This is a genomic window from Pseudomonas sp. ESBL9, from assembly GCF_036668715.1.
Lineage (GTDB): Bacteria > Pseudomonadota > Gammaproteobacteria > Pseudomonadales > Pseudomonadaceae > Aquipseudomonas > Aquipseudomonas lundensis.
This window is the reverse complement of record NZ_JAZEVV010000005.1, coordinates 190,386-203,738: the sequence shown is the minus strand read 5'-3', so window position 1 is coordinate 203,738 and position 13,353 is coordinate 190,386. Positions and strand designations below refer to the sequence as shown.

Annotated in this window: 9 protein-coding genes; 3 read left to right on the top strand and 6 right to left on the bottom strand. The window is 59.6% G+C overall.

What is annotated here, in order from left to right:
* Positions 1–145: 145 nt before the first annotated feature.
* A complete protein-coding gene (ettA, locus tag V6F78_RS15815; RefSeq protein ID WP_047273569.1) occupies positions 146–1,813 on the bottom strand; it encodes an energy-dependent translational throttle protein EttA in 1,668 nt (555 codons plus the stop codon).
* A 292-nt stretch (positions 1,814–2,105) separates the two neighbouring features.
* Between ettA and V6F78_RS15810 the strand changes: the two genes are divergently transcribed.
* Positions 2,106–5,966, top strand: a complete 3,861-nt coding sequence (locus tag V6F78_RS15810; RefSeq protein WP_442965110.1) for a sensor domain-containing protein — start codon at positions 2,106–2,108, stop codon at positions 5,964–5,966.
* Positions 5,967–6,097: 131 nt separating this feature from the next.
* Positions 6,098–7,351 carry a serine hydroxymethyltransferase gene (glyA, locus tag V6F78_RS15805; RefSeq protein ID WP_047273567.1) on the top strand — a complete coding sequence of 418 codons (1,254 nt, stop codon included), beginning with the start codon at positions 6,098–6,100 and terminating at the stop codon, positions 7,349–7,351.
* A 78-nt stretch (positions 7,352–7,429) separates the two neighbouring features.
* Here the strand turns inward: glyA and yjiA are convergent, their stop codons facing one another.
* The 3 genes from yjiA to V6F78_RS15790 all read right to left on the bottom strand — a co-directional run bounded on the left by yjiA (position 7,430) and on the right by V6F78_RS15790 (position 10,818).
* Positions 7,430–8,401, bottom strand: coding sequence for a GTPase (gene yjiA, locus V6F78_RS15800; protein ID WP_047292015.1), 972 nt, complete (start codon positions 8,399–8,401; stop codon positions 7,430–7,432).
* Between the two features lie 137 nt (positions 8,402–8,538).
* Entirely contained in the window at positions 8,539–8,736 is a 198-nt protein-coding gene (locus V6F78_RS15795; protein WP_047273565.1) for a YbdD/YjiX family protein, read from the bottom strand.
* Positions 8,737–8,751: 15 nt separating this feature from the next.
* Positions 8,752–10,818: a carbon starvation CstA family protein gene (locus V6F78_RS15790; protein WP_047292013.1), complete on the bottom strand. Its 2,067-nt coding sequence runs from the start codon at positions 10,816–10,818 to the stop codon at positions 8,752–8,754.
* A gap of 169 nt (positions 10,819–10,987) precedes the next feature.
* Here V6F78_RS15790 and V6F78_RS15785 point away from each other — a divergent pair, with 169 nt between their 5' ends.
* Positions 10,988–11,365 carry a PilZ domain-containing protein gene (locus V6F78_RS15785; RefSeq protein WP_048376735.1) on the top strand — a complete coding sequence of 126 codons (378 nt, stop codon included), beginning with the start codon at positions 10,988–10,990 and terminating at the stop codon, positions 11,363–11,365.
* A 3-nt stretch (positions 11,366–11,368) separates the two neighbouring features.
* On the opposite strand, the gene radA is transcribed toward V6F78_RS15785, so the two are convergent.
* Positions 11,369–12,736, bottom strand: a complete 1,368-nt coding sequence (radA, locus tag V6F78_RS15780) for a DNA repair protein RadA (protein ID WP_047273562.1) — start codon at positions 12,734–12,736, stop codon at positions 11,369–11,371.
* 46 nt (positions 12,737–12,782) lie between these two features.
* A complete protein-coding gene (locus V6F78_RS15775; RefSeq protein ID WP_047292007.1) occupies positions 12,783–13,313 on the bottom strand; it encodes an ankyrin repeat domain-containing protein in 531 nt (176 codons plus the stop codon).
* Positions 13,314–13,353 lie beyond the last annotated feature (40 nt).

Genomic DNA, 13,353 nt, shown 5'->3' with positions numbered 1-13,353 from the left:
TGTGAATTCTGTACCCACTTCTGCACCCCTTTTAAGCGTTAAACCGGTGAAATCCTGAAACGTGGCAAGCCGGGCACTGATGGCGGAAATAGCACACGCAAAAAAAACGGAGCCCCATGGGGCTCCGCTTTTGTAAAAACCGGCCTTACTGAGCCAGTTTTTTGTGACGCACGCGGTGCGGCTGGGTGGCCGCCTCACCGAGGCGCTTTTTACGGTCAGCTTCGTACTCGGTGTAGTTACCCTCAAAGAAGACCGCTTGCGAGTCGTCTTCGTAGGCCAGGATGTGCGTCGCCACACGGTCAAGGAACCACCGGTCGTGAGAGATCACAATGGCGGCGCCAGGGAAGTCCAGCAGTGCTTCTTCAAGCGAACGCAAGGTCTCAACGTCAAGGTCGTTAGACGGTTCGTCGAGCAGCAGCACGTTGGCGCCCTCTTTCAGGGTCAGGGCCAGGTGCAAGCGACCACGCTCACCACCGGACAGGTCCTTGACGAACTTCTGCTGATCGCCCCCTTTGAAGTTGAAACGCCCGACATAGGTACGCGAAGGGATTTCATAGTTGCCGATGCGGATGACATCCGAACCGTCAGAAATGGCCTGGAACACCGTCTTGCTGCCGTCCAGGTCATCGCGGCTCTGGTCAACGCACGCCAACTGAACGGTTTCACCGATTTCGATGCTGCCCGAATCCGGCTGCTCTTTGCCCATCAGCATGCGGAACAGGGTGGATTTACCCGCACCGTTACCGCCGATCACGCCAACGATGGCGCCTTTAGGCATGGCGAACGACAGGTTGTCGATCAGCACGCGATCGCCGTAACCCTTGGAGACGTTCTTGAACTCGATCACCTTGTCACCCAGGCGCGGACCGGCCGGGATGTAGATTTCGTTGGTCTCGCTGCGCTTCTGGAATTCCTGCGATTGCAGTTCTTCAAAGCGTTGCAGACGGGCCTTGGATTTGGACTGACGCGCCTTGGCGCCTTTACGCACCCATTCCAGCTCGTCTTTCATGGCCTTTTCGTGGGCCGATTGCTGCTTGGATTCCTGGGCCAGACGATCGGACTTGGCTTCAAGCCAGCCCGAATAGTTGCCCTCGTAAGGAATACCGGCGCCGCGGTCGAGTTCCAGAATCCAACCGGCTACGTTGTCCAGGAAGTAACGGTCGTGCGTGATCGCAACCACGGTGCCCGGGAAATCGTGCAGGAAGTGCTCCAGCCAGGCGACGGAGTCGGCGTCCAGGTGGTTGGTCGGTTCGTCGAGCAGCAACATGTCCGGGGCCGAGAGCAGCAGGCGGCACAAGGCCACACGACGCTTCTCACCACCCGACAGGTGTTCAACCTTCGCGTCCCATGCGGGCAGGCGCAGCGCGTCGGCGGCGACTTCCAGCTGGCGCTCCAGGTTGTGGCCGTCGCCCGCTTGCAAGATGGCTTCAAGCTTGGCCTGTTCGGCGGCCAGCTTGTCGAAGTCGGCATCCGGGTCAGCGTATTCGGCGTAAACCTGGTCCAGACGCGCTTGGGCGTCCTTGATCACGCTCACGGCCTCTTCAACCACTTCGCGCACGGTTTTGCTCGGGTCCAGTTGCGGCTCTTGCGGCAGGTAGCCGATGTTCAAGTCCGGCATTGGACGGGCTTCGCCGTCGAACTCGGTGTCGACGCCAGCCATGATTTTCAACAGGGTGGATTTACCCGAACCGTTCAGACCGAGTACGCCGATCTTGGCGCCCGGGAAAAACGACAGGGAGATGTTTTTCAGGATTTCCCGCTTCGGCGGAACAACTTTGCTCAGCCGATGCATGGTGAAAACGTATTGAGCCATGGTGAACCTAGCGTCAGTGACAGGTGATTAAGGCGCGAGCAATGCACGGCTCAGGCCATAGCAGAAGGACAGGGATTGATCTGGGTCAATGCCTGTTCATGTAAAAAGCCTGAGTGTAGGAGCCCTTGTGCCCCCGCGTAACCGGCAAAGCTACCTGAATGCGCAGTGCAGGGCAAACCAGCGCCCACCAAGGGGCTGGCACTTTGCCACAGTCCAAGGCATGCTAGCCGCCCTTTGGGCGTCCCGCTTATAGTGCGTATCGCACCATTGCAGCCAATCGCAGGATCACAGCTTGCCCAACGTCACACCGTCTAACCCCGCGCGTGCTCCAGGCCCATGGCTCGGCACCCCCGTGCGCGGCACGTTAAAAGGCGCGCTGGCCACGTTGGTCCTGCTTCTACTGGGCATGTTGTTCTGGCTGCTGATCGAGCAATTTCAGTCCACCGTCGAGCATCAGCGCCAATACAGTGCCACGTACAGCACCGACCTGGCAGATCACGTCAACCTGAGCATGGGCCTGCGGGCGGAGATGGCACTCAAACTGCTGCCTGCCCGGCCATCTCCGGTCACCCTGCAACAGTTGCGCGCGCAGGCCAGCCAGATGATGCAGTCGCTGCCCTCGTTGCAAAGCCTGGCCCTACTCAGCCCTGAGGGCGAGGTGCTGCTCGACAGCGGCGGCATCAGCCCGGACGCCGCCTATTTGCGGGACTGGATCAAACATAATCAATCGCGCAAAAGCACCGACGGCTATTACTTCAGCAACAACAGCGACGCCAGCACCCTTTATTTACTGCTGGATAAACCCGACCGCCCGACGCGTGGCTACTGGCTGCTGCGCCTGAGCCCGGACCTGCTGAACAAACTGACCCAGCAAAACATTCATGGCGACCGGCCGCAGTGGCTGATCGAAAATGCGCTGACCCATAAAGTACTGCGCCACAGCGCAGTGCCGGTCACACCGGCTTCCACCCTCACCGCACAGGATCAGGCCGATACTGTCGTGTTGATGCCGTTGAGCCACAGCGACTGGCAACTGCGCGGGCTGTTCAATAAGGAACAGGTGGTCGAGCAACTGCTGCCCGGGCTCATCGGTAAATGCCTGCTTGGCCTGCTGTTTTCGTTGCTACCGTTGATCGCACTGATCAACCTGCGCCGCCGCCAGCGTCAGGCCCATGAAGGCCGTCGCCGTTATCACGACATATTTGAAGGCACCGGCGTCGCCCTGTGCGTGCTTGACCTCTCGAGCCTGCCGGGCTTTCTCGAACGCGAGCAGCTGTATGACAGCGCTGCGCTCAAACACTGGCTGAACAACAACCCCGTGCAGCGCCAGCATTTGTGCGAACAGTTACGCATCACTGAAGTCAATCAGGTGGCATTGCACTTGCTGGACGTGGATTCGTGCGAAGGCGCCTGGGAAAAACTGATCAACGGTTACCCGAACACCACCTCGGCCATCAGTTATCAAGTTATCGAGGCCGTGCTCAACCACCAACAGCAACTTGAGCTGGAAATCACCCTCGTCGACGCCAAGGGGCAGGACCAGCATTTATGGCTGGTGCTGCGTTTGCCGCAAGACCGCAGCGATTATCAGGCCGTGATCTTGAGCATCAGCGACATCACCAGCCGCAAGCTGATCGAGCTGTCGCTGCAAGAGCGCGAGAGCTTCTGGTCGGATGTGGTGCGTACCGTGCCGGACCACTTGTACGTGCAGGACGTCATCAGCCAGCGGATGATTTTCAGCAACCACCATCTGGGCCACACCCTGGGCTACAACGCCACCGAACTGCAGCAAATGGGCGCTTACTTCTGGGAACTGCTGCTGCACCCCGAAGATGCCGAGCATTACCACCTGCTGCGCAAGCAACAGCGCCACAGCGGCTACGCGCACCTGCTGCAATGCCAGTTGCGTTTTCGCCATAGCAACGGCGTGTGGCGGCGCTTCGACATCCGTGAACAGGCGCTGGCGCGAGACGCCTACGATCAAGTCACGCGTATCGTCGGCGTGGCCAAAGACATCACCGATCAGATCGAAGCCAGCGAATCGTTGCGTGACAGCGAGCAACGCTACCGGATGCTGGCCGAAAGCATCAGTGATGTGATTTTTTCAACCAACAATGCGTTGAAGCTCAACTATGTCAGCCCGTCCGTCCAGACCGTACTGGGCTTTGACGCCGAATGGGTGTTCACCCACGGCTGGCAATCAACCATTGCCAACCCGCAACAACTGGCCGGTGTGTACAGCCTGATCGAACAAGTCAGTCGCGCGCTGGACAAGCCCGAACAACTGGCCGCCCTGCGCACCCAACTCGACACTCAACTGTTCCTGTTCGATTGCTTGCGGGCCGACGGGCGCAAGATCCCCATCGAATTGCGTCTGGTACTGGTGTGGGATGAGAACGATGCGTTCGAAGGCATCCTCGGGGTCGGGCGTGATATCAGTCAGCAACGCCGCGCCGAAAAAGACCTGCGCATGGCCGCCACGGTATTTGAGCACTCGACCTCGGCCATCCTCATTACCGACCCGGCGGGTTATATCGTGCAGGCCAACGAGGCCTTCAGCCGAGTCAGCGGCTACGCCGTGTCGCAAGTGCTCGACCAGTTGCCGAGCATGCTCACCGTCGATGAGCAGCAACAGGCGCATTTGCACTACGTGCTCAAGCAACTGCACCAGCACAACACCTGGGAAGGCGAAATCTGGCTCAAGCGCCTGAACGGTGAACACTACCCGGCGTGGGTCGGCATCACGGCCGTGTTTGATGACGAAGGCGATCTGGCCAGTTATGTGTGCTTCTTCAGCGACATCAGCGAACGCAAGGCCAGTGAACAGCGTATTCATCGCCTGGCCTATTACGACGCCCTGACCCACCTGCCGAACCGCACGTTGTTCCAGGACCGGCTGCACACCGCGCTGCAACAGGCTGAACGCAATAAGTCGTGGGTGGTACTGATGTTCCTCGACCTTGACCGGTTCAAGCCGATCAATGACTCGTTGGGCCACGCCGCGGGCGATCGCATGCTCAAAGACATGGCCATTCGCCTGCTTGCTTGCGTGGACAACGACGACACCGTGGCGCGCATGGGCGGCGATGAATTCACCCTGTTGCTGCAACCCCGTGCGACCCGCGAGATAGCACTCAACCGCGCCATCAGCGTCGCTGAACAGATCCTCGCCAGCCTGGTGAAGCCGTTTGTGCTGGAGAGCCGCGAGTTCTTTGTCACGGCCAGTATCGGCATCGCCCTGAGCCCGCAGGATGGTAACGAGCTCAGCCAGTTGATGAAAAACGCCGACACGGCGATGTACCACGCCAAGGAGCGTGGCAAAAACAACTTCCAGTTTTACCAAGCGGACATGAACGCCAGCGCCCTGGAGCGGCTGGAGCTGGAAAGCGACCTGCGCCATGCGTTGGAGCAGCAAGAGTTCATCCTCTATTACCAGCCGCAGTTCAGCGGCGACGGCAAACGCCTGACCGGCGTCGAAGCGTTGCTGCGCTGGAACCACCCGCGTCGTGGCCTGGTGCCACCGGGCGACTTTATCCCGGTACTTGAAGAACTGGGGCTGGTGGTGGATGTGGGCGACTGGGTGCTGGCTGAATCGTGCCGTCAGCTCAAGCAATGGCACCAAGCCAAAGTGCGCGTGCCGAAAGTCTCGGTCAACATCTCGGCGCGGCAATTTTCCGACGGCCAGTTGGGCACGCGCATCGCCACTATCCTCAAGGACACCGGCCTGCCCCCGGCCTGTCTGGAGCTGGAACTGACCGAGAGCATCCTGATGCGCGAAGTGAGCGAGGCGCTGCAAATCCTTGCCAGCCTGAAAAACCTCGGCCTGAGCATTGCCGTGGACGACTTCGGCACGGGGTATTCGTCGCTCAACTACCTCAAGCAGTTCCCTATCGACGTGCTGAAAATCGACCGCACCTTTGTCGACGGCCTGCCCGAAGGTGAACAGGACGCGCAGATCGCCCGTGCCATCATCGCCATGGCCCACAGCCTGAACCTGGCCGTGATCGCCGAAGGTGTCGAAACCCACGAACAACTGAACTTCCTGCGTGAACACGGCTGCGATGAAGTGCAGGGCTATCTGTTCGGGCGGCCCATGCCTGCGCGACAGTTTGAAGCCCATTTCAGCCAGGAAGCCCTGCCGATGTTCGAGTAAGGCTTCAAAACCCGCTAAAAACCCGTACCTGAAAGCCACTTGTCTGCCACATGATTGCCTTTCATATGCCAGATAAAACCCGTTGGGTTAGAATGCCCTCCTTTTTCCGCCCCCGATCCTTGAGGACCGCCATGTTCAGCCGTGATTTGACACTTGCCAAGTTCGACGCCGACCTTTTTGCCGCCATGGAGCAAGAAGCTCAGCGCCAGGAAGAACACATTGAGCTGATCGCTTCGGAAAACTACACCAGCCCAGCGGTGATGGAAGCTCAAGGCTCGGTACTCACCAATAAATACGCCGAAGGTTATCCGGGCAAGCGTTACTACGGCGGCTGCGAATACGTCGACGTGGTTGAACAACTGGCCATCGACCGCGCCAAGGAACTGTTCGGGGCCGATTACGCCAACGTTCAGCCCCACGCCGGTTCCCAGGCCAACAGCGCGGTGTACCTGGCGCTGCTGTCGGCCGGCGACACCATTCTGGGCATGAGCCTGGCCCATGGCGGTCACTTGACCCACGGCGCAACCGTTTCGTCCTCGGGCAAGCTGTACAACGCGGTGCAGTACGGCATCGACGCCAATGGCCTGATCGACTACGACGAAGTCGAGCGTCTGGCCGTTGAGCACAAGCCAAAAATGATCGTGGCCGGTTTCTCCGCTTACTCGCAGATCCTGGACTTCCCGCGTTTCCGTGCCATCGCTGACAAAGTCGGCGCTTACCTGTTCGTGGACATGGCCCACGTGGCCGGCCTGGTTGCAGCGGGCGTTTACCCGAACCCGGTTCCGTTCGCGGACGTGGTCACCACCACCACCCACAAAACCCTGCGCGGCCCACGCGGCGGCCTGATCCTGGCCAAAGCTAACGCCGACATCGAGAAGAAGCTGAACTCCGCTGTCTTCCCGGGTTCGCAAGGCGGCCCGCTGGAACACGTGATCGCCGGTAAAGCTGTGTGCTTCAAAGAAGCCCTGCAACCTGAGTTCAAGGTTTACCAGCAACAAGTGGTGAAGAACGCCCAGGCCATGGCTTCGGTGTTCATCGAGCGCGGTTATGACGTGGTTTCGGGCGGTACTGAAAACCACCTGTTCCTGCTGTCGCTGATCAAGCAAGACATCTCGGGTAAAGACGCTGACGCCGCACTGGGCAAGGCCTTCATCACCGTGAACAAAAACTCCGTGCCGAACGACCCACGTTCCCCGTTCGTGACCTCGGGCCTGCGTTTCGGTACACCGGCTGTGACCACCCGTGGCTTCAAGGTTGAAGAATGCCGCGAGTTGGCTACCTGGATCTGCGACATCCTGGACGACATCACCAACGAAGCCGTGATCGACGCCGTTCGCGAGAAAGTCAAAGCCATCTGCAAGAAGCTGCCGGTTTACGGCAACTGAGTGTCACTGGCTAAATAAAAAGCCCGGCGCGTGAGCCGGGCTTTTTTATGAGTGCAAAAAAATGAGGCGGGCGCCCTCTCACTCGCTCCCGAGGCGCGCAAACCCCTCGCGAATCTTCTCTTCGGGCAGGTCGTCGGCAATAAACACCATCACACTGTCACGCACCTCTCCCTCAGCCCACTCCGTGTCCCAGTCAAAGCCATACAACTTCAGCACCCCTTGAAACACCAGACGCCGGGCCTCGCCCGCGATATTGAGCACGCCTTTGTAACGCAGCAGTTGCGTGCCATGGTCTTCAAGCAGCTCATTCATGAATTCGCTCAGGCGATCGATGTCCAGCGGCTTGTCGGTGCGCAGCACCAGGCTGGAGATACGGTCAACAGACGCTGCCGGCTGCACCGGGCGCAAACTCACCCCACCGCCCAAGTCGGCATTAAGGTTAAAACCGCGCACGTCCAGCAACTCCGCCAGATCGATTTTGCCGTGCTCGACCACGCGGATCGGTGCGCGACGGTTGATGCGGGTCAACCGCTCACTCAGGGCATCGAAGGTCGCGTCGTCCACCAGGTCGCGCTTACTCACGAGCAAACGATCCGCAAAGCCAATCTGGGCCTGGGCGATGGTCTGCGTCAGGTGAACCTGCGCATGGGCCGCATCCACCAGGGTGATAATGCCGTCCAGCAGGTAGCGCTCGCGCAGTTCTTCATCGATGAAAAAGGTCTGCGCCACCGGCGCCGGGTCGGCAAGGCCGGTGCACTCGATCACCAACCGGTCAAAGGCAATCTCGCCGCTGTCCAGCCGCTCAAGCAGCAGGTAAAGGGCTTTGGTCAGGTCAGTATGGATGGTGCAGCACACGCAACCATTGGCCAGCGTCATGACCTGCACCGGTTCGTCGCCCAACAGTTGGGTGTCGATCCCGGCATCGCTGAATTCGTTTTCGATCACGGCAATTTTAAGGCCGTGTTCGGCCCTGAGCAGGTAACGCAACAACGTGGTTTTGCCAGCCCCCAAGAAGCCGCTGAGGATGGTGACGGGGATGGGAGAGGACATGCAGTCTCCTTGAAAATGGGTGTGCAGATACGAAAACAGGAGCGGGCCTGTTCGCCAAGACACGGGGCATTCAACGGGATCGTTGACTGGCACCACACCTTCACGAACATGCCCGCTCCTGCACAAGGGCTAGCGGGTTAGCAGCACTTGGGGCCACCCTTGCCGCCGTACCGGGCCTCCTGGCGTTCGCGGAAGAACGCCTCATAACTCATGACCGGCTTGTCCGGGTGTTTAGTGCGCATATGCTCGACGTAATTGTCGTAGTCAGGCATGCCGACCATCAGGCGTGCAGCCTGACCGAGGTATTTACCGAGGCGACTCAGGTCGTTGAACATGTTTGCAGCCCTCTGTCACTCTTGCGGCATGGCCTGGAATGGCGCTTCTTTATCGGTACGTTCTTTGGTGCCCCAAGCGGCAATGCCGACTTTGAGCGCATAGAACAGGATGCTGAAGACCACGAACAGGAACAGCACGGTCAAGCCCGCGTTGGTGTACGCGTTGATAATCACGTGCTGCATCTGGTCGATGTTTTTGGCCGGAGCAATCACTTGGCCCGCGTCCAGCGCCGTGCTGTATTTGTTGGCCAGCGCCAGGAAGCCCACCGCCGGGTTGGCATCGAACAGCTTGATGAAGCCTGCCGTGGTGGTGCAGATCAGCAGCCAGACCGCAGGCAGCATGGTCACCCAGATATAACGCTGGCGCTTCATTTTGATCAGCACGACCGTGGCCAGCATCAGCGCGATACCTGCCAGCATCTGGTTGGAGATACCAAACAGCGGCCACAAGGTGTTGATGCCGCCCAGCGGATCGATCACGCCCTGATACAGCAGATAGCCCCACATCGCCACACAGCCGGCCGTGGCAATCAGGTTGGCAGGCCATGATTCGGTGCGCTTGAGGGCAGGCACGAAGCTGCCGAGCAAGTCTTGCAGCATGAAACGACCGGCACGCGTACCGGCATCGACGGCCGTCAGGATGAACAAGGCCTCAAACAAAATAGCGAAGTGATACCAGAACGCCATAGTGTTCTCGCCCGGTAACACGTGGTGCAGGATTTGCGCGATACCGACTGCGAGGGTCGGTGCGCCGCCCGCACGTGCCAGAACTGTGGTTTCACCAATGTCCTGAGCCAGCGCCGTCAGTGCATCCGGCGTGATTGCAAACCCCCAACTGGTGACTGTTTGCGCCACGCTGACAACGTCCGAACCGACGATCGCAGCCGGACTGTTCATGGCGAAGTACACGCCTGGCTCGATCACCGATGCGGCAACCATTGCCATGATGGCGACGAACGACTCCATCAACATGCCGCCATAGCCGATGTAACGGGCGTTGGTTTCGTTATCCAGCAACTTGGGCGTGGTGCCGGAGGAAATCAGTGCGTGGAAACCCGAGACCGCACCGCAAGCAATGGTGATGAACAGGAAGGGGAACAGGCCGCCTTTCCAGACCGGGCCATTGCCATCGATGAATTGGGTAACGGCCGGCATTTTCAGCTCGGGCATGGTGATCAGAATGCCGATCGCCAAGGCCACGATGGTGCCGATTTTGAGGAAGGTGGACAGGTAATCGCGCGGAGCCAGCACCAGCCACACAGGCAGTACTGCCGCGACAAAACCGTAACCGATCAGCATCCAGGTGATTTGCACGCCCGTGAAGGTGAACACGTGCGCCCACTCAGGGTCGGCGGCGATCTGGCCCCCCAGCCAGATAGAGCCCAGCAGCAACAACACACCCACGATGGAGATTTCACCAATGCGACCCGGGCGGATGTAGCGCATGTAAATGCCCATGAACATCGCAATCGGGATGGTGGCCATCACCGTGAACATGCCCCACGGGCTTTCGGCCAGGGCTTTGACCACGATCAGCGCCAGCACCGCGAGGATGATGATCATGATCAGGAAGCAGCCAAACAGCGCAATGGTGCCCGGCACCTTGCCCATTTCTTCACGCACCATGTCGCCCAGCGAGCGGCCATTGCGGCGTGTGGACAGGAACAGCACCATGAAGTCCTGCACCGCACCGGCCAGCACGACGCCAGCAATCAGCCAAAGCGTGCCGGGCAAGTACCCCATTTGCGCAGCCAGCACCGGCCCGACCAACGGTCCGGCGCCTGCGATGGCGGCAAAGTGGTGTCCGAAAAGAATGTGTTTGTTGGTCGGCACGTAGTCCAGACCGTCGTTGTTAACGACCGCAGGCGTGGCCCGGCTCGGGTCCAGCTGCATCACCCGGGTGGCAATGAACAGGCTGTAATAACGGTAAGCGACCAGATAGATGGCAACGGCGGCCACCACGATCCACAAGGCGTTGATCGCCTCACCCCGACGCAATGCCACTACGCCAAGGGCGCAGGCTCCTACAATTGCCAGCACCAGCCACGGAATGTGACGGAGCAGGCTATTTTTATTATTCATTTTTATATTCCGGCCAGTTGGACAAGAAGGACTGCCCCCGGAGTTTAGCGCTCCCAGCACTAAAGACCACCCCCTGACGTTGGTCTAGAGCCTTCTTCGAGCGGTTTTTTTCATCACTGGCAATCGTCGGATCGGGACTATAGTTCAGGCACGCCCGGAGGATTTGACCATGCACACGCAACCTGATGAACGTCGGCACTTTACCCGTATTGCGTTCGATGCCCTGACCCTAATCAGTCAGGAGGATCTGCACTGGTCGGTCAAACTGCTGGATGTATCGCTCAAGGGGATGCTGATTGAAAAGCCGCTAACCTGGCACCCTCACACTGACCCTACGCCAGTGTTTACCGCGCACATCCAGCTGAGCGGCCAAACGCACATCATCATGGACATGCGTCTGGCCCATACCGAGGCCCACAGACTGGGCTTTGAATGCACCCGCATCGACCAAGGGTCGATCAGCCACCTGCGTCGAGTGGTCGAACTGAACCTGGGCGATGAAGCGCTGCTTCAGCGCGAGTTAAAAGCCTTGATCAGCGATCAGTAAACGCTATTCAAACAGGGCATCGAGCGCCTGCTCCAGCCGCGTCACCCCGATGATCTGCAAACCGGGCGGTGACTCTTTCGGGGCATTGCCCTTAGGGACAATGGCGCGTTTGAAGCCGTGCTTGGCCGCTTCCTTCAGGCGCTCTTGCCCGCTCGGCACCGGACGCACTTCGCCCGACAGGCCGACTTCGCCGAATACCAGCAAATCGTGGGGCAACGGGCGATTGCGCAAGCTCGACATCACCGCCGCCATCAAGGCCAGGTCAGACGCCGTTTCAAGCACTTTCACCCCGCCCACCACGTTGAGGAACACGTCCTGATCGTGGGTCGGGATGCCACCATGGCGATGCAACACGGCCAGCAACATGGCCAACCGGTTCTGATCCAGCCCTAATGTCACGCGCCGCGGGTTGGACATGTGGCTGTCGTCCACCAGCGCCTGCACTTCGACCAGCATCGGACGCGTGCCTTCCCAGGTCGCCATAACCACACTGCCCGGTACTTCTTCCTGCGCGCGCGTCAGGAAAATCGCTGACGGGTTGGACACTTCTTTCAGGCCTTTGTCGGTCATGCCGAACACGCCCAGTTCGTTGACGGCGCCAAAACGGTTTTTCACCGCACGCAGCAGGCGCAAGCGTCCATCGGACTCGCCTTCGAAATACAGCACGGTGTCGACCATGTGCTCCAGTACGCGAGGCCCGGCCAGCGCGCCTTCTTTGGTCACGTGGCCGACGAGGAAAATCGCCGTGCCACTGGATTTGGCATAACGCACCAACAACGCCGCGCTTTCACGCACTTGCGAAACGCCACCCGGGGCCGATTGCAGTTGTTCGGTGAAAATGGTCTGGATCGAGTCGATCACCATGACCTTGGGTTTTTCGAGCTTGGCCGTGGCGATGATGCTTTCGATGCAGGTCTCGGTCATCACCTTCAGACGGTCCTGCGGCAGCCCCAGGCGGCGGGCGCGCATGGCCACTTGCTGCTGGGATTCTTCGCCCGTCACGTACAACGCAGGCATGCGCGTGGCCATGTGACAGAGGGTTTGCAGCAGGATGGTGGATTTACCGATACCCGGATCGCCACCAATCAGCACCACAGAGCCGTCGACCAGTCCGCCACCCAGCACGCGATCCAGCTCGCCGGACGCCGTGGAGAAACGCGGGATCTCTTCGATGCTGACTTCAGCCAGGGTTTTGAGCTGGGCTTGCTGTCCGGTCCAACCCGTGCGACCGCTGGGCGGTGCCGCAGAACCGCTTTCCACAACGGTTTCGACCAATGTGTTCCAGACACCGCACTCGCCGCACTGCCCGGCCCACTTGGGAAACGTTGCACCGCACTCGGTGCAGCCGTAAATGCGCTTGGGCTTGGCCATCTGAACTCCACGAAAAAAAACGCGATGATAGCCCACTCGGCCCGGATCAGCGCGCAACCGGCATGCGGATTTCACCCTTGGCCAGCCGAGCGGCACTGTTACCCAACGGATCTTCGGCATTCAGGTCCGCGCCGTGGCGGGTCAGTTCGTTAAGCAACTCAACACGCTTAAACAGCCCCGCGTACATGGCGGCAGTCTGGCCTGCCTGGTTACGCTGGTCCGGGTTGCACTCGGTGGCCAGCAACCGGCGGGCAATCTTGAGCTCACCTTTGAAAATAGCGCCCATCAAGGCGGTGTTACCGCGTTTGTCCTGCACGCAGGCATTGGCCCCGGCGGCCAGTAAACGCTCGACCGCGTCGGCCTGGCCGTGATACGCCGCCAGAATCAACGCGCTGTAGCCTTTGCTGTCCTGAGTGTCGAGGGCGTACCCCGACTCAATGAAGGTGTCGAGCATGGCCACATCGCCTCGGCGGGCAGCGTCGAAGTAGTAATCCTGAAGCTGCACGCGCATGTCCGGCTCATCGGCCTGAGCGCAGACACTGATAAACAGCACGGCGAACGGTATAAAAAAACGCATGGTGCGACCTCCCGGAGGTAAACCCTGCAACCACTGCCCA